This is a genomic window from Olsenella sp. oral taxon 807 (assembly GCF_001189515.2).
Lineage (GTDB): Bacteria > Actinomycetota > Coriobacteriia > Coriobacteriales > Atopobiaceae > Olsenella_F.
Window position 1 is genome coordinate 149,862 of record NZ_CP012069.2, and the last position, 16,365, is coordinate 166,226.

12 protein-coding genes are annotated in these 16,365 nt (G+C 60.1%); 7 read left to right on the plus strand and 5 right to left on the minus strand.

Features of this window, described 5'->3' with window-relative positions; translation table 11 throughout:
• The first annotated feature begins 493 nt into the window (after positions 1–493).
• The 3 genes from ADJ70_RS13890 to ADJ70_RS00710 are packed head-to-tail and all read left to right on the plus strand — an operon-like array spanning position 494 to position 5,768.
• The gene (locus ADJ70_RS13890) at positions 494–1,120 is read left to right on the plus strand and encodes a restriction endonuclease subunit S (RefSeq protein WP_083444065.1); all 627 of its coding nucleotides are present in this window, start codon (positions 494–496) and stop codon (positions 1,118–1,120) included.
• Positions 1,121–1,131: 11 nt separating this feature from the next.
• The gene (locus tag ADJ70_RS00705; RefSeq protein ID WP_050342621.1) at positions 1,132–2,613 is read left to right on the plus strand and encodes an ATP-binding protein; all 1,482 of its coding nucleotides are present in this window, start codon (positions 1,132–1,134) and stop codon (positions 2,611–2,613) included.
• Positions 2,613–5,768 carry a type I restriction endonuclease subunit R gene (locus ADJ70_RS00710; RefSeq protein ID WP_050342622.1) on the plus strand — a complete coding sequence of 1,052 codons (3,156 nt, stop codon included), beginning with the start codon at positions 2,613–2,615 and terminating at the stop codon, positions 5,766–5,768. The genes ADJ70_RS00705 and ADJ70_RS00710 overlap by 1 nt, the downstream gene beginning before the upstream one ends.
• A gap of 553 nt (positions 5,769–6,321) precedes the next feature.
• Here ADJ70_RS00710 and ADJ70_RS00715 read toward each other — a convergent pair.
• The 5 genes from ADJ70_RS00715 to ADJ70_RS00735 all read right to left on the minus strand — a co-directional run bounded on the left by ADJ70_RS00715 (position 6,322) and on the right by ADJ70_RS00735 (position 12,539).
• Complete coding sequence (locus ADJ70_RS00715) at positions 6,322–7,254, minus strand: site-specific integrase (protein WP_050342624.1); 933 nt, start codon at positions 7,252–7,254, stop codon at positions 6,322–6,324.
• A gap of 798 nt (positions 7,255–8,052) precedes the next feature.
• Positions 8,053–9,510, minus strand: coding sequence for an ATP-binding protein (locus ADJ70_RS00720; RefSeq protein WP_157051327.1), 1,458 nt, complete (start codon positions 9,508–9,510; stop codon positions 8,053–8,055).
• A 351-nt stretch (positions 9,511–9,861) separates the two neighbouring features.
• A complete protein-coding gene (locus ADJ70_RS00725; protein ID WP_050342628.1) occupies positions 9,862–10,533 on the minus strand; it encodes a response regulator transcription factor in 672 nt (223 codons plus the stop codon).
• 199 nt (positions 10,534–10,732) lie between these two features.
• Positions 10,733–11,815 carry a hypothetical protein gene (locus tag ADJ70_RS00730; protein WP_050342631.1) on the minus strand — a complete coding sequence of 361 codons (1,083 nt, stop codon included), beginning with the start codon at positions 11,813–11,815 and terminating at the stop codon, positions 10,733–10,735.
• The gene (locus ADJ70_RS00735; RefSeq protein WP_083443707.1) at positions 11,808–12,539 is read right to left on the minus strand and encodes an ABC transporter ATP-binding protein; all 732 of its coding nucleotides are present in this window, start codon (positions 12,537–12,539) and stop codon (positions 11,808–11,810) included. The genes ADJ70_RS00730 and ADJ70_RS00735 overlap by 8 nt, the downstream gene beginning before the upstream one ends.
• A 477-nt stretch (positions 12,540–13,016) precedes the next feature.
• Here ADJ70_RS00735 and ADJ70_RS00745 point away from each other — a divergent pair, with 477 nt between their 5' ends.
• The 4 genes from ADJ70_RS00745 (at position 13,017) to ADJ70_RS00760 (ending at position 16,301) form a co-directional block, all read left to right on the plus strand.
• A complete protein-coding gene (locus ADJ70_RS00745; protein ID WP_216597290.1) occupies positions 13,017–13,766 on the plus strand; it encodes an alpha/beta hydrolase in 750 nt (249 codons plus the stop codon).
• Between the two features lie 173 nt (positions 13,767–13,939).
• On the plus strand, positions 13,940–14,416 hold the full coding sequence (locus tag ADJ70_RS00750) for a hypothetical protein (protein WP_050342634.1): 477 nt from the start codon (positions 13,940–13,942) through the stop codon (positions 14,414–14,416).
• Positions 14,413–15,636 carry an ABC transporter permease gene (locus ADJ70_RS00755; RefSeq protein WP_050342635.1) on the plus strand — a complete coding sequence of 408 codons (1,224 nt, stop codon included), beginning with the start codon at positions 14,413–14,415 and terminating at the stop codon, positions 15,634–15,636. The genes ADJ70_RS00750 and ADJ70_RS00755 overlap by 4 nt, the downstream gene beginning before the upstream one ends.
• Positions 15,636–16,301, plus strand: coding sequence for an ABC transporter ATP-binding protein (locus tag ADJ70_RS00760; RefSeq protein ID WP_050342636.1), 666 nt, complete (start codon positions 15,636–15,638; stop codon positions 16,299–16,301). Before ADJ70_RS00755 ends, ADJ70_RS00760 begins: the two co-directional genes overlap by 1 nt.
• Positions 16,302–16,365 lie beyond the last annotated feature (64 nt).

Consider the following 16,365-nt stretch of genomic DNA (forward strand, 5'->3'; position numbering starts at 1 on the left):
GGAAGACGCCTACATGAGGAGTCTCCATGCCCCGCCAGTCATCGCTGTGATTTGGCGACGAGGTGCCTGTCCCTGCTGTTGCCATCTCCTATGGGCCGGGGTTGCGTCCGCTGCGCAATCGTGGTGAGACGGCCGCAAGGATGCGCGGTGAAGGTCCCCAAGATGGGCGGTAGACGCACTCCTTCTTCCGTCAGTGGGGTATCCATACAAGCGTTGCTCGACCTTGGAGGGGCGACCTTCTCAGGCGCCTCAACTCGAATGACTTTGCATGTAGCTTTACGCGTCACTACTATAAATGCAGTCTTGTGTTCCCCGTGGGGGTAGCCGTGACGCTCAGCGCCCCGTACGGACGCTCATGTGTCATGGGTAGGGCCATGATTCGCGGCAGCGCCCCGTTGGTGGGAAGGGGAACAAAGAGGCTGATTGTATCGCAGCTGGAAATTGTGATATGAGAGGGGCTTGGTGGTTATGCTCACGTGTGTTGCGCTGCCCTATGGCCTGTTTGCGGTGGGAGGACATCGTGACCCATCCTCGTAGAACACACGCTTGGGAACAGCGTAAGCTGGGGGAGCTGGGTGTAACTTATGGTGGCCTGACCGGTAAATCGAAGGAAGACTTCGGTCATGGTGATGCAAGGTTCGTTCCGTATACGAACGTTTTCGACAATCCCATTGCCGACTCGACGAGGCTTGGCGAGGTAGAAATTGATGTGAGTCAGAATCGCGTTCTGCATGGTGATACTCTTTTTACGGTATCTTCCGAGACACCCAATGAAGTTGGCATGTCGTCCGTCTGGCTCTCCGACCTCGACAACCTGTACCTGAACAGCTTCTGTTTTGGGTATCGGCAGGATGGTAGTTTTGATCCGTATTACCTTGCCTACATGCTGCGATCGCAGTCAGTTCGTGAGAACATCGAACTGCTCGCCCAGGGTATCTCGCGCTTCAACATCTCCAAAGGCAAGGTGATGGAGGTTGAAGTTCCTGTGCCGATGATGGCCGAGCAGCGCGCCGTCGGCGCCCTCTTCTCCCGCCTCGACTCCCTCATCGCCCTTCATCAGCGTAAGCCGGACGCGCTCAAGACTGTCATAAAGTCACTACTCGATAATATACTCGTGTGAGGGGGTCGGGAATGGAGAACCAGGATATCGAGTACAAGGCGGTCTGGCGCGATGAGTACCTGCAGTGGCTCTGTGGGTTTGCCAATGCCCGTGGCGGCACCATCTACGTAGGCATTGCCGATGACGGTGAGGTGGTGGGGGTCAAGAACGCTGACCGTCTGCTTGAGGATATCCCCAACAAGGCCATCGCCGCACTCGGGATCATCCCCTATGTGCAGCTTCATAGAGAAAACGGCAGGGAGTTTCTCGAGATAAGCATCGAGCCGCAGGATTTTCCCATCAACTGCAAGGGACGCTACTACCTGCGGTCCGGCGCCACGAACCAGCTTTTGCGAGGCGTCGGCCTCGACACCTTCCTTCTGCGCAGACGGGGACGGACCTGGGACAGCGTGCCCGTGCCGAACGTGCGGGTACAGGACCTGAGTCGAAAGGCCATGGACTCCTTTTTGGGAGAGGCGCGAGGCGGGGGCCGCATGCCCGATGACGTTGCAGGCGATGACGCAGAGTCGCTGCTGCAGAGCCTGCACCTGCTGGAGGGTGGCCGGTGCACCAACGCTGCAGTGCTGCTGTTCCATCCAGATCCCATGGCTGTGTTTTCCAGCTGCTTCGTGAAAGTCGGCTACTTCAACGGGTCGGAAATCCTCTTTCAGGATGAGGTGGGGGGACCCATCATAGGGCAGGTCGACAAGACGCTCGATCTGCTCTATGCCAAGTACTTGCGGGCGAGGATCGACTATGATGGGGCGCATCGCGTGGAGCGGTTTCCGTTTCCGCGCGCGGCGGTACGCGAGGCCGTGGTCAACGCTGTCGTTCACAGAAACTATGCCTCGACCTCACCGATACAGATTCGCGTCTGTGATGACTGCCTGCAGATCGGCAACGCATGCATACTCCCGGAAGGCTGGACGGTGGACGACCTATTGGGCTTTCATGAGTCAGAGCCACACAACCCCAAGATCGCGCACGTCTTCTTCTTGGCTGGCCTCATCGAGAGATGGGGTCGTGGCGTGCAGCGGATCTTCAGCGCCTGCAAGATCGATGGCGTCGAGTCACCCCTGTACCGCATGGTGGGGAACAGCCTGCAGATAGTGTTCACCGCCCCTGCGGATCGTGTGATGAGGATTGGCGTGCAACAGTCAGATCCTGGCGATGTTGCGACTCATGTTCACGCAGATGACAGGGACGGTGCCGTACTGACGCGACTTGGCGCGACTTGGCGCGACTTGGCGCGACTTGGCGCGACGTACCCGGATTTTGGCCATCGCCTCATGGAGGCGTGGGACGCGCTTTCCGCAAGGGACCGGGGCATTCTCGGGCAGCTCGCGACTGACGGCCCAACTCGGACGGCCGACTTGTCTGACAGCTTGGGAGTCTCGTTGCGAACCGTGCAGAGGACGATGAAGAAGCTTGCGGTGATCGGTCTGGTCTCCTTGCAGGGAAAGGCGAACGAGAGTCGCTATTACCTGAATATCGATAGCGGGAAGGGCGAGTGATGGCTGACATCTTTACCTCTGAGGCTGAGTTCGAGGCGGCTGTGGTCTCTTGTCTCCAAGACCACGGCTGGAAGGGCGGCGTGCTGCGCCAACCCACCGAGCAGGGCCTCTTGGACAACTGGGCGCACATCCTCTACGAGAACAACAAGGGGGACAGGCGGCTGAACGGATGCCCACTCACCCAGGGCGAGATGCAGCAGATCCTGGAGCAGGTCGCGAAGCTGCGTACGCCCATGAGGCTCAACGGCTTTATCAACGGGGGGACCATCTCCATCACCCGCGACAACCCCGATGACGTAGCGCACTTCAATCGCGAGGTGAGCCTGTACATATACGACCGTCGCGACATCGCCAGCGGCAGGAGCGTCTACCAGATCGCCGAGCAGCCCATCTTCAAGGCGAGTTCCGCCCGACTCAACGATCGCCGTGGTGACCTGACCCTTCTCATTAACGGTATGCCGCTCATCCACATCGAGCTCAAGCGCAGCGGCGTGCCCGTCTCCCAGGCATGCAACCAGATAGAGAAGTACGCCCACGAGGGCGTGTTCACCGGGCTCTTCTCGCTCGTGCAAATCTTCGTGGCCATGGAGCCCGCCGAGACGGTGTACTTTGCCAACCCCGGCAAAGACGGCGACTTCTCGCTCTACCGCTTCCACTGGGCCGACTTCAACAACGAGCCCATAAATGAGTGGCAACGCGTCATTGCCACGCTGCTCTTCATACCCATGGCGCACCAGCTCATAGGCTTCTACTCCGTGGCCGACGAGAGGGATGCGACGCTCAAGGTGATGCGCAGCTACCAGTACTATGCCGCCGCTGCCATATCAGACCGCGTACGGCGCGCAAGCTGGGATAAGCGTGGGGCGCGCGGCGGCTACGTCTGGCACACCACGGGCAGTGGCAAGACGATGACGAGCTTCAAGTCGGCCCAGCTCATCGCTGACTCAAAGGACGCCAACAAGGTGGTGTTTCTGGTGGATCGCATCGAGCTGGGCACCCAATCGCTCGACGAGTATCGCAACTTCGCCAATGACTCGACCACGGTTCAGGCCACGCAGGACACCGATGTGCTGCGCTCCCGCCTCAAGAGCGATAACCCGGCAGATACGCTGATTGTGACCTCCATCCAGAAGATGAGCAACATCCACGAGCACGACGGTGGCATGACCGCAGCCGACTTGGAGCGTGTGCGCGAGAAGCACATCGTCTTCATCGTGGACGAATGCCATCGCTCGACCTTCGGAGACATGATGCAGACTGTCCGTCGTACGTTTCCCACGGCCATGCTTTTTGGCTTCACGGGTACGCCCATCCAGGACGAGAACCAGAAGAAGATGAACACGACCATGGACGTGTTCGGTGACGAGCTGCACCGCTACAGTATCGCCGACGGTATCCGTGACCACAACGTGCTCGCCTTTGACCCATACATGGTGTGTACGTATAAGGACAAGGACGTGAGGCGGGAGGTCGCCCTGGAGAAGGCGCGCGCGGATAGCCAGGCCACGGCGCTCGCCGATCCCAAGAAAAAGAAGGTCTACCTGCACTTCATGAATGAGGTGCCCATGGCAGGTGCGCGCAGGCCCAGCGGCGGTTGCGACAAGGGCGTAGAGGACTACGTCCCAGAGAGTCAGTACTCCGGACCGGACGGCGAGGGCAGCCCTGAGCACTTTCGCATGGTGCTCGCCGACATCGTGGACAACTGGGCGACCCTCTCGCAGGGCGGAAAGTTCCACGCGATACTTGCTACGGCGAGCATTCCCCAGGCTATCACCTACTATCGGATGTTTCGCGACGAGGCACCGCAGCTCAAGGTGACCGCACTCTTTGACCCCAACATCGGAAATGACAACCCCGACAACCCCGCGGGCACCATCTTCAAGGAGGAGGGCCTGGTAGAGATCCTCGATGGTTACGCCAAGCTCTATCCGGGCAAGGACTACACCATCCCCACGCACGCTCGGTTCAAGAAGGACGTTGCGGCGAGGTTGGCCCACAAGAGGCCCTACGTCGGCATAGAGCGCCATCCCGACAAGAGACTCGACTTGCTGATCGTGGTGAACCAGATGCTCACGGGCTTTGACTCCAAGTGGGTGAGCACGCTCTACCTGGACAAGGTCCTGGAGTATGAGGGCCTGATCCAGGCGTTTAGCCGCACGAATCGGCTCTTTGGCCCCGACAAGCCCTTTGGCATCATCAAGTACTACCGCTACCCGCACATCATGAAACGCAATGTAGACGATGCGGTACGCCTGTACTCGGGTGATCGTCCCTTCGGCCTGTTCGTGGATAAGCTGGAGGCTAACTTGGAGCATATCAACCAGTGCTACGCTGACATCAGTGCACTGTTCTCTGCCTACGGGGTGGAGGGCTTCGCGCGCCTGCCGGACCCAAATGCTGCGCGTGCCCAATTCGCAAAGCTGTTCAAGCAGCTCTCGGACTACATCGAGGCGGCTAAGGTGCAGGGCTTCTCGTGGGACAAGGACTCGTATGCGTTCGAGTGCGAGGACGGGGCGGTGACCGTCAAGACGGCGCTAGACCAACAGGTCTACCTGGTGCTTGCCCTGCGTTATAAGGAACTCTTTCAGGAAGACGATGGTGGAGATGGACCAACCGACGTACCCTTCGAGATCGACGGCTACCTGACCGAGATTGACACCGGGCGCATTGACGCTGACTACATGAACGAGAACTTTGCCAAGTGGCTGAAGCAGATCGACGAGGGCGAGGAGGCTCAGGCGACACTCAGTCTTCTGCATGGTTCGTTCGCTACGCTCACACAGGAGCAGCAGCGCTTCGCCGAGCTGGTGATTCATGCGGCGCAGCGCGGCGAGCTCGAGGTCATTCCTGGCAAGACCTTCCTCGACTACATCAATGACTTCCAGCAACAGGGAAGGAACTCACAGGTGGAGGCCCTGGTCGCCGCTACGGGCGTGAATGCGGACAAGTTGCGTGACCTGATGGCGCGTCATCCCAGCGCAGACACCATCAACGAGTACGGGAGGTTCAAGGCGCTTGTGGCCACGTGCGACAAGAAGAGGGCCGCGGCCCATTTCGCCGAGAAGGGAAAAGGGCCGGTCCGGCCATCTCAGGTGAACATGAAGCTCGACAAGCTCCTGCGTGAGTTTGTGATACAGGGCGGGATCGACGTGTAGGATAACACGCTTGGGAACAGCGTAAGCTGGGGGAGCTGGCGACCAAGGTTACCCAGAAGAACGGTGATATGGCCGTTACAGAGACCCTCACCAACTCTGCCGAGTCTGGGGTTGTGAGCCAGATTGACTTCTTCGATCATGACATTGCAAAGGAGGAGAGTATAGGCGGTTACTTCGTCGTGCAGCCCGAGGACTTCGTCTATAACCCGAGAATATCGGTGACGGCGCCAGTGGGTCCCATCAATAGGAATCGCTTGGGTAGAGCTGGCGTTATGTCGCCTCTTTATACGGTGTTCCGTCCCGGAGATGATATCGACAACGCATATCTTGAGCACTATTTTGAGACCTCTGGTTGGCATGACTATATGCAGCTGAATGGCAATTCTGGCACCCGCTCAGACAGGTTCTCGATCTCTGACTCAGTCTTCTTCAAGATGCCGGTACCATGTCCCACTCGTGCAGAGCAGGAAGCTATTGCGAATGCGCTGGAGAGCACCGACTCCCTCATCGCCCTTCATCAGCGAGAGTCGCCCTCAGTGACTTACGCTGATGATCAGATAAGGCTGGTGAGCGAGCGCATCACCAAGTCAACGTCCTTGTTTTCCAGCTCTTGGATTATGTGCAGGTATGTCTTCTCTGTCGTGTTCATGCTGGCGTGTCCCAACCGTTTGGCTACACTCGCAATCGATACGCCCGCGAACAGCAGCAACGAGGCGTGGGTGTGCCTAAGTCCGTGGATGGGGATCACGGGGACGCCCGCCTCCTTGCAGAGTCTTGCGAGCACGTTGTTCGCCGTCGAGTTATACACTTTCTTGCCCTGCTTTACGAACATTGGCTCACTTTCGGGGAGGTCCTTGATGAGCACCGAGAACTGCACGATCAGCTGCCAGTCGATCTGTACCTTTCGCACTGACGACCTGTTCTTGGTCGGAACGAAGCCGCCGCCGTTCTTGTAGTCCCACGTCTTGCTCACCGAGAGTGTCTGTTTGGTGAAGTCAAAGTCCACAGGGGTGATCGCCAGTGCTTCAGAGAACCGCAGTCCTGTCTTGGCCACGAGCAGGATGAACCACTCCCAACTGATCTTCTGGCCGAGATTGAGGCCTGCGAGTAGCTTGTGCAGCTCGAACTGGTTGAGATAGCGGCTCTTCTTCGGTCGCGGGGCCTTGCCCTTGATGATGGCCTTCCTCGTCGGGTCCCGGGGGACAAGCCCCTCGTCAACGGCGTCCAGCACCGCGCCCTTGAGCAGGTGACAGAAGTCCATGGTCGTCTGGCGTTCGTGCTCCTTCGCGTACTCGTTGAGTATACGCTGGTAGGCGAGTCGGTCTAGGTTCTCCAACGTGAGGTCAGGCGCCAGCCTCTCGATCCAGCCGAGTGCAAGCTTGTACTTGTTGAGTGTCACCTGCCTCACCGCGTCCTCCTTGTAGACGGCTATCCATTCTTTGTAGTACGTATGAAACAGATCGCTACTCGTCAACTCGTTCAGCATCGTTTCCTTCTCCCCTTCGCTATGGAGGGCGACTCCTATGTTAAGGATGAAGCGAATGCGTATATGGAAACATTAAGTTTTGCGCAGGGACACTTGTGCGGATGAGGGGCGATGATGCAGTCGAGGAGGGAGATGGCGGTGCCCTGCTCGCGTAGGAGGGCCGACTCGACCGCCTTCCCTATCTCCCATGCGGCTGCGCTTGACGTGGCTTGCGTCGGTGTACGAAGCCCGCCGCTCCAACGGTCCGATCGCGCTGCTCGCCGGGCGACCCCCATGTTCTCCGTATTGGCTGACATAGGGGTAGAGAGTTGCCGTGCCGTATCAGAGTAAGGTTAACCACAGCCTTGGTTCAATAAGAACCGCGACCAGGCGGGGCCACGGCTTCCATGACATTGACGGTCTCATGGCTCCCGTGATGCCAAGGTACTCGGCCCTGAGGCCCGCGCTGCCGGGGCGACGACGCGACCACTCACCCACACGAGCTCACGAGGTCTCAGAAATGAGCCGGGTGGGTGCATGCTACTCATGGCTGTCTTCTTTCCGTGCGCCGTATGTGCCCCGCTTGCGCAGGACTTCATCGGTGCCGCCGGCGCACCATGGTGGTTGAGGCGCTCGTGCCACCAGACGCAGCTCGTGCCACAACAGTGTACACAAACGCTCCAAACTGGCACCGAGAGCCCATTTTCGCCGATCTGTGTACGTTCCTTTGTCCCCGGTCCTCAAATATGATGATGGCTAAGAGCATTTCCGTTCCCATTGACGATGGCGCCATCTTCCAGGTGAAAAGCATTTCAGAGATTATGGATTGAGCCCGGCATACAGCTCGTCGAGCGTGACGAGGCAAAGGTCCGCCCTGTCTGCCGCAGCCCTTCTTGTCGCAGCGCTCGTCTCCCTCTTGGTGAACAGGACGAAGTGACGTCTGCTGAAGCCTTTGAGGAGTGTCGAGCGGTGCTCGAGCGTCTTGATGGCTGCGGTCTCGTTGAAGGAGTTGCGCCACCTGCACTCGCCGACAAGGAGCTCCCGCTCCACCCTGTTCATGGCGACGATGTCGATGTCCGTCTCCTCGTGCGCGTCGGGGTCGGTGCCCCACCACTGCCCGAACTCGAGTGCGGAGAACGGGAGTCTCCCGGCGATGCTCTCTCGTTGGACCCACTGCAGGCAGACGTCCTTGAACTGCTTGCCGACGTACGTCGAGAGCGCCTGTCCCGAGCTGGCGTAGGCGGACGCCGCTGCACCCGCACCCTTCTCGATCGTCCCAAGATACCTGCTTACGAATCGGTACCAGTAGGCAAAGAGGGGATCCTTCAGGCGATAGGCCGAGTTCTTCGAGGTGGGGCCGTTCCCGAGAGGCGAGACCTTCTCGATGATCCCGAGGACGGAAAGTGTCTTCAGGTACTTGCCGACGGAGTTCGGGTTCACACCCGCCCGTTTTGCGATCCTCGATGGGGTGGAGTTGCCGGATCCCACGGCATCGAGGATCGAGTTGTATCGTGCCGGCTCATGGAGCTCTTGGCGCAGCAGCATGAGGGGCTCCTCATAAAGTAAGCCGAGCCTGTCGAAGAACAGCTCCCGCACGTTCTCCTCGTAGGTCCTGGAGAGGTCGACCTGAGAGAGATAGTAGGGAGTCCCGCCGAAGGTCGCATAGTATATGACAAGCTCCTCGGGGGGCACGCCTGGGAGCATGCGGGCGGCATCGAGGTAGTCAAAGGGGTTGAGCCTCATCTGCATCGTCCGCCGACCGTAGAGCGGGCTCTTGCTGCCGAGCACCCTGCTCTCCATAAAGCCCTCGTTGCTCCCGCAGAGGATCAGCTTCGTATCTGTCTGCTTGAGGCCGTGGTCAATCGTTGTCTGCAAGGCCGACGGAAGCGACGGGTTGGCCTCGGCCGCGTAGGGGAACTCGTCGAAGACGATGACGAGCGGTGTGTCGGGGGGTTCCTTCCCGACCCTCTCGACGACGAACCTCAAGGCGTCGTTCCAGGACGCGAAGGCGGGGAGCGTTGCGGGCAGCGAGAACGCCGCGTAGGTGGCGGCGCTAAGGAGCTCAAGGTTCTGGTGCGACGTCTTCTGCTGGGCAGTGAAGTAGAGCACCCTCTTGTCCTTGACAAACTCGTCGATGAGGGTGGTCTTGCCCACGCGCCGCCGCCCGTAGATGACCGCCATCTGGAAGCCATCCCTCTTGTACATGCGCTCGAGCGCCGTGAGCTCCCCTTCGCGTGCGACGAACATAGTCCCCTTCCGGTCATTCTTCTCTAGCATATCCGTACCCTTGAGTACCGTACTCAAGGGTATCGTACCCAAGAGTACGGATACCTGTCCTCAAGAGCGAAACAGTCATCCAAAAGTTTGCCCCCATACAGACTGTGAGCTGCTGTGAAGCGGACAAGGAGGTTGCCGCAGCAAGCTCGGGTGGTGTTTGGGCTGAGGCGGTCGGGGCCGTACCCTGACGGCTATGGCGAGAGCGCCGCGCAGGCACGGATGTACGCAAAGTCGCCCTTGCCGCCCGCACCCCATTCAGGGACCTCTTCAAAATCGGCTCACGCGTCTCCATCTTGGGGAGGATGCCATCGTGATCGCCGTCCCCTCCCCCCAAAACCATGGCTCACGCGCCTACATCTTGGCCCTGACCCATGCGACGGCCACCTGCACGCGGTCTCGCAGGCCCGTCTTGGCCAGGATCCTGCTCACGTACCTGCGTACGCTCGCTGGCTCCACGACGAGTCGCTCGGCTATCTCGGCGTTCGAGAAACCGTCGGCGACGAGGGAGGCGACCTCGGCCTCGCGCGGGGTGAGCGACGAGAAGCTCCCCTTGTGCATAGGCGCACTGCCCCTTGGGGACGCCAGTGGGGAGGAGGGAAAGCATCTTCCCAGTACCTTGCGCGTGATCCTTGGCGTGAGCACGGCGTCGCCGGAGGCGACGGCACGTACCGCGTCGGCGAGCTCTGCTGAGGTGACGTCCTTGAGCAGGAACCCCGACGCGCCGGCGGACAGTCCGCCGAGCGCGTAGTCATCTTGGTCATAGGTCGTGAGCACAAGCACCTTGACGCCTGGATGCGCCCGCGTAATGATGCGGGTGGCGTCGATGCCGTCCATCATGGGCATCCGCACGTCCATGAGCACCACGTCCGGCATCTCGTCGCCCGAAGCGGCGGCGAGCGCGTCCACCGCCTCGCGGCCGTTTTCCGCCTGCGCGACGATGCGGATGCCTTCGGCGCCCTTGAGCATCAGCGCGAGTCCAAGCCTCTCGTAGCGCTGGTCGTCGACGACCATCACCGATATCATAACCGTCCCCCTTCGACCGGACTGGCGCCGGCGGATGTGGACGCGGGGATGTTCGCCCTCAGCGTCTAACTGCCCTCGGAGGGTCCGGCAAAGAACGTTCCTCCCGCGCCACGTACGCGACGTTCGAGGCGCGTGAGGCCCGTGCCGGCGGTTGCGGGGGTGAGGTGCGCGTCATCCTCAGGATCCGAGGTGACCCCTATCAGCGACCTCCAGGCAATGAGGCGCACCGTGTCCCCACAAGCCCAAAGAGCACGAGGACGTCGGCGTAGTTGAGCTCTGCGGGCAGGCCGAGTCGGGAGAGGACCTCTTCGAGGTAACGGGCGGCACAGAGCAGCGCCGACCCGCCGCCGAGTGCGGCAGCCAAAGGGACGACCGCGTGGGAGTCGCGCTCTATCTCCTCGATTGCCTCGCGAGCGGCTAGGTGACCCACGGCGTCCCCGAGCGTACGCGGTATCAGTCCCGCAGCGCGGGTGGCGAGACGGACCCCTTCGACCCCAGCGGCGAACACGGCGAGCGTCGCGAGAATGCCGGCGCTTACGATGCCGTTCACGATGGCCCCCACCCCGTTGCCGCCCAAGAGCGCGCCCAGGACAAAGATAACCAGGGAGAGTCCAAGAAGGAGGCCCGAAAGCACTCGTCTTGCCGCCGTTCCCGCGCGGGAGCGGCCCGTATCAGCTCCCGTCTTGCGCAGGAAGTCGACGGGGGCTACCCTCCCGGTTCGGAGGGCAGGCAGGATCGCTCCCGCCATGCAGGTCGGCCAAGACACGGCAAACGCGAGAGGTGCAGCCAGCGCTCCCACGTCGAAGGCTGGTGGCTCAAACGATCCGAGGCCACCCGAGAAGCCCTCGGCAGCCAGCGCGTCGAACGCGGGCACGAGCGCAGACGAGAGGGGAAGGGAGGCAAGCGAGCCTGCGGCCGACCCGATGGCGGAGGCTAGGCCAGCTACGGAGAGCGCTGAGACGCGTACCTGGATGGGCGTGGCACCCGCGAGGCGCCACTGGGCGAAGGTGGAGTGGCAGCGCCTCACGGTGGCCGACCCGATCGCCGTGAGTGCAAACAGGGCGATGAGTGCGACCTCGGCGTAGATGGTGACGGACACGACCTGAAACCCGGTGAGGTCGAGCCGAGCTGCACGGGTGGCCTCGGCGAACGCGGGACCCGACGTCCAGACGGCCTGTGACACGCAAATGCCGACGAGGGTCGAGGTCATTGTGACGACACAGACGAGTGGGACCCAGCCGACGAGGTCCTCGGCAAAGATCCGGATTGCATACCTATGCATGGTCTGCCTCGCTTTCGTGCTCCTTCATGCCGTCAAGTATCTCTTTGGGGGCCATGCTGCCTGCGACGTGCGTGATGCGCCCGTCGCGCATGAAGATGATCACGTCGGCGGCCGATGCGACGTTGGGGTCGTGCGTGACCACGACGACCGCGCAGCCGGTAGATGCCATCTCCTTGAGCGTCGCGAGCACGACGTGAGAGCTGCCGGTGTCGAGTGCGCCGGTTGGCTCGTCGGCGAAGAGGACCTTTGGCGAGAGCATCAGGGCGCGGATGAGTGCGCAGCGTTGCCTCTCTCCGCCTGAGAGTTCCTGCGCTCTCGCCGCGTGATGCCCAGAGAGCCCAAAGCGGTTGAGCAGCGCTGCAAGCTGCGCGGGGTCGCCTCTGTGACCAGCTGGCGAGAGCGGCAGGAGGGCATTCTCCTTGACGGTCAGGTACGGGACGAGGTTGTAGTCCTGGAACACGAAGCCGACGCGCTCACGCAAAAAGCGCGTGCGCTGCCCATCGGGGAGCGCGTACACGTCCTGCCCAAATGCCAGCATCTGCCCTGTGTCTGGGACGTCCAGTCCCGAGAGGGCGTAGAGAAGCGAGGTCTTCCCCGCCCCCGAGGGCCCGACGACCGCAGTCATACCGGGACCGATGGAGATTGAGCAGTTGTCGAGTATGGGAGGGGCGCCCTTGGTGAGCGAGGCCTTGCTCAGGCCGTAGGCTTCGATGATGCGTTCCATGTAGACCCCTTTCGTTCGACTTGCTGCGGTGTTGCGCATCTTTGTGCAGTGGTTCGCCGAAGATGAAAGCACGAAGCGCGGGTCATTTCCAGGCCATGCGGGGCTTTGCCATCTGGAGCGGACAAGGCCCTAAGGCTGCCGCTCGGTCCCGGTACCTGTACGGTGGTAGGCTTATCATGGTGGAGAGGGTCCCTCGCCCTCTGAGGCTGCCCTAGGATTACCGTGCCGCTATCGTGTGCTAAGGTTGGAATGCAGCTCACCGAAGGGGAAGGGGGCGTGAGGCATGGATATGGTTGCCAAATGCGTTGGAGCTTGTTCAGGGGAGGTGCCAGTTCGTCCTCTACCAGGCTACTATCAGTGCTCTGATCCCCATCCTCTCCGCGATGAATTTCGCCGCCGTGCGCACCGGGCGGGACGAGGGCATCAGTCCCCTGAGCGGCGCCGTTTCGACGCTCCGTGCCGGTGTGGGGTTGCGCAATGAGCGGATCCTTGCGGGCGTGCCAAGGCCGTGACCCTCAGGGGGTATGCGGGCTGGAATCTGCCGAGCTGAGGCGTCTGGTCGTGTACGTGCACGGAAGGGGTGGCTCCGCCAAGGAGGCGGAGCACTACAGGGCCCTTTTCCCCGAAAGTGATGTGATTGGCTTCGACTACAGGTCGCAGAGCCCATGGGAGGCGCATGAGGAGTTCCCTCGATTCTTTGGCGAGAGACGCGGCCGCTACGGGTCGCTTGTCCTGGTCGCCCACAGCATGGGGGCGTTTCTTGCGTTGTCCTCCCTTGGTAAGAGACACGTCGACGAGGTGTATCTCGTCTCTCCCATCGTGGACATGGAGAAGCTGATACGCGACATGATGGCGCGCGCGGGCGTCACCGAGGAGGAGCTTTCGAAGAGGCTGGAGATCGAGACGGGCTTTGGCGAGAGGCTGTCCTGGAAGTACCTCCGTTACGTGAGGGACAACCCAATACGGTGGGGCGTCCCGACCCACATCCTGTGCGGCGAGGGGGACGACCTGACGCCCGTCGAGACTACGTCGGCCTTCGCAGGGCAGATTGGCGCGGACCTGAGCGTCATGAGAGGCGGGGAGCACTGGTTTCATACCCGCGAGCAGCTACGGTTTCTCGACGCTTGGCTGGGGCGGCTCAAGCGGGCGGGTCTCGGGTCCGGTGAGTGCGCAGCTTCTTGCTCGACGCGATCCACGTTCCCATCGACGCCGCGTCCCCGCCCATGAACCGATGGACAGGTCGCCCTCAAGCTCGGCAAGGCATGACGTGAGCCATGCGCTTGGCGTACGCGAACGCATCGCGAGATTGAAGTCTTTACACGAACTACCCATAATCCAAGTCTCGCAATGGTAACATTGGCAAGTGGAACGCTAGATTCGACCGTTCTAGAGATGGGGAGATGTCATGGAGTGCACGCCGTAGCCTCGTGAGCCACTTTGTCGAGAAATCCCTGTTAAGACCCAAAAGCCGTCTCGAGTTGGGTGCCCTATACGTGGGGTGCTTTCTGCTGGCAAGCTTCCTCGCATGCGTGGAGCGTCAGGCGGCAGGCTCAGATGTGTTACTGAGATACTTCGAGTTCATGTTGCATAATAAACGTGCCTTCGTTCTGGGGTTCTCTGTGGTGGCGTTGGTGTTTCACTACCACCTGCTGGCAAGCTCTGGAACAGAGATCAGATGCCGGGTGCTGGTAGGGGACAGGCTGACGCTGATACGACTCAGGTACATCATCGAATGCCTGGCATTGCTCGGCATCTGCTGTGCTCTCTCGATCGCACTGCATCTCCTGCTGGGCTTCGAGATCGTTGACAACCTCTGTTTGTTCGCCGTCCTATCCATGTACATCCTCGCGAGCGCGGGTCTTATGGGGGCAAGATGAAGGCCTTTCATTTTTTCTTGACTCGTATATTCCTAAGGAAGCCAATTTTCGCCATAGGCACGCTGACTCTGTTGTTTCTGGCTAACTACATAGTGTTCTCGACGGCTCGTACCGTGTTTTCCGCACGTGAGGGCTACGAGCAGATGGCGCGCATTAACGCGGAGGGAACATTCATGGCGAGCTTGGATCCGGATGCGACGGTAGATGTCGACAGCAGCTCAAAAGAATCGATCCAGAGCGTCTACGATGTCCTGGACGACCGATATGAGTACGCTTTCTACACTGACGGCTACATCACGGACCTAGCTAACAGCCATGGGGTCGAAGTCCCGGTGGGTTACATGAATCAGCGATATAACGAGCTCAACGGCTTTTCCGTCGCGAAGGGAGACGGGCTGACGTTTGATTACAGCCTGGACCAAGGCGAGGCGATTCCCGTTTTGGTGGGCAGGGGGCTCGCCGACGACTATCCGCTTGGCTCGCAGTTCACCATGCATGACCCCGCATTGGGCCGAGAGTTGACGGTGAGGGTCGTTGGCATCATCGCCGAGAACTCGTCGCATTCGATCCTTTATGCGCCTGATTTGAAGCAGTACCACAACTTTTCGGTGGTTATCCCGGTGAACAGAGCTTTCATTGAGCAGGCCGACGCCTTTCTTAAGCTCAACGGGCTCATGGATCTCATTTTAGTTAATACCGATCGTACGGGCGTGTCCGAGCTGGGCGCATATGTCAACAGAACGATTGGGGTCAAGTTCAACTACTATAGTCGACAGGACAACATTGAGTTTTACAACCAGTACCTTGTCTCCTCGACGAGTTCCCTGCTTGTTGTCTCTGGCGCGCTCCTTGTCCTGACCATCGTCCTATCCGTCTGGGGCTCTCTGGCAAGCGTGCGTGTGATGGTGCGCGACTTCACGATCAACGTGCTGGTGGGGCTAAGCTACTCCAAGGTCCGGCGGCTCCTCTTCTCATACTACGCGGGCCTTTCGCTCCTTACCCTGCTTGCCGTTCTTGCCATGGCCGCCTATTCGAGGTACGATGCCTGGCAAGGTAAGAGTGCATTTCTTATGACCTATGGCTGCGCGGGGTTGATCGGGATGGACTGGCTGGCCTTGCTTGTCGCACTACTGCTCGATCTCTTTCTGGTCACGGTGGTTGTGCAGACGATTTCCTGGAGACTGAGACGGGTTCCCATCTCGGTGGGGGTTTTGCAGTGATGGATAACGTCATCGACCTCAAGCTAGAGCACAAGACATATAGGAAGGGCTCGTCATCCGTAACCCTTCTTGAGAACTTCTCGCTCACGGTCGCTGAGGGCGAAAAGCTTGCGATAGTCGGGGAGTCTGGCGTTGGCAAGAGCTCGCTATTGAACATCCTTGGCCTGATTGACAGACACTACGCAGGTTCCTACACCCTGCTCGGCAGATCCGCCCGAGAGCTGTCAGATCGCGAGTCGGCTGCGTGGAGGAACCAAAGGATCGGATTCGTCCTACAGGAGTCGGCGCTCATCAGCTCCTTGAGCATTGCGGACAATATCAAGTTGCCCCTGCTCTACGCGCGGCCGCCCGGCAGCGGCCGGTCAGGTAGGTTTGAGGAGGTGGTGGACACTCTTGACATCGGTCCCATTCTGCGCAAGAAACCGCTCGAATGCTCCGGCGGGGAAAGGGCGAGGGCCGTCTTTGCGCGGGCTGTCATCATGAGCCCCCAAGTAATTCTTGCTGACGAGCCTACCGCCTCCCTTGACGCAAAGAACAGGTCAAGGATCATCGGTCTTCTGTTTGGCCTGAATCGTGACCTTGGGTCTACGGTCGTCACCGTTACGCATGATGCCGACGTGGCCAGCCAGCACGATAGGGTCGTCGCACTTCAGAGAAAGGCATAGGGCACGAATCTCTGCGTTATGGTATTTTCGGAGCCACTCGGGTTGGGCCTGCTTGTTCCGGGAA

Bases quoted from the DNA above. Each gene is read 5' to 3' on its own strand.
- ADJ70_RS00725 (WP_050342628.1), bottom strand. From the start codon at position 10,533: ATGATATCGGTGATGGTCGTCGACGACCAGCGCTACGAGAGGCTTGGA.
- ADJ70_RS00745 (WP_216597290.1), top strand. From the start codon at position 13,017: ATGAGCGGATCCTTGCGGGCGTGCCAAGGCCGTGACCCTCAGGGGGTA.
- ADJ70_RS00715 (WP_050342624.1), bottom strand. From the start codon at position 7,254: ATGCTGAACGAGTTGACGAGTAGCGATCTGTTTCATACGTACTACAAA.
- ADJ70_RS00710 (WP_050342622.1), top strand. From the start codon at position 2,613: ATGGCTGACATCTTTACCTCTGAGGCTGAGTTCGAGGCGGCTGTGGTC.
- ADJ70_RS13890 (WP_083444065.1), top strand. From the start codon at position 494: ATGGCCTGTTTGCGGTGGGAGGACATCGTGACCCATCCTCGTAGAACA.
- ADJ70_RS00750 (WP_050342634.1), top strand. From the start codon at position 13,940: ATGTCATGGAGTGCACGCCGTAGCCTCGTGAGCCACTTTGTCGAGAAA.
- ADJ70_RS00755 (WP_050342635.1), top strand. From the start codon at position 14,413: ATGAAGGCCTTTCATTTTTTCTTGACTCGTATATTCCTAAGGAAGCCA.
- ADJ70_RS00730 (WP_050342631.1), bottom strand. From the start codon at position 11,815: ATGCATAGGTATGCAATCCGGATCTTTGCCGAGGACCTCGTCGGCTGG.
- ADJ70_RS00760 (WP_050342636.1), top strand. From the start codon at position 15,636: ATGGATAACGTCATCGACCTCAAGCTAGAGCACAAGACATATAGGAAG.
- ADJ70_RS00735 (WP_083443707.1), bottom strand. From the start codon at position 12,539: ATGGAACGCATCATCGAAGCCTACGGCCTGAGCAAGGCCTCGCTCACC.
- ADJ70_RS00705 (WP_050342621.1), top strand. From the start codon at position 1,132: ATGGAGAACCAGGATATCGAGTACAAGGCGGTCTGGCGCGATGAGTAC.
- ADJ70_RS00720 (WP_157051327.1), bottom strand. From the start codon at position 9,510: ATGCTAGAGAAGAATGACCGGAAGGGGACTATGTTCGTCGCACGCGAA.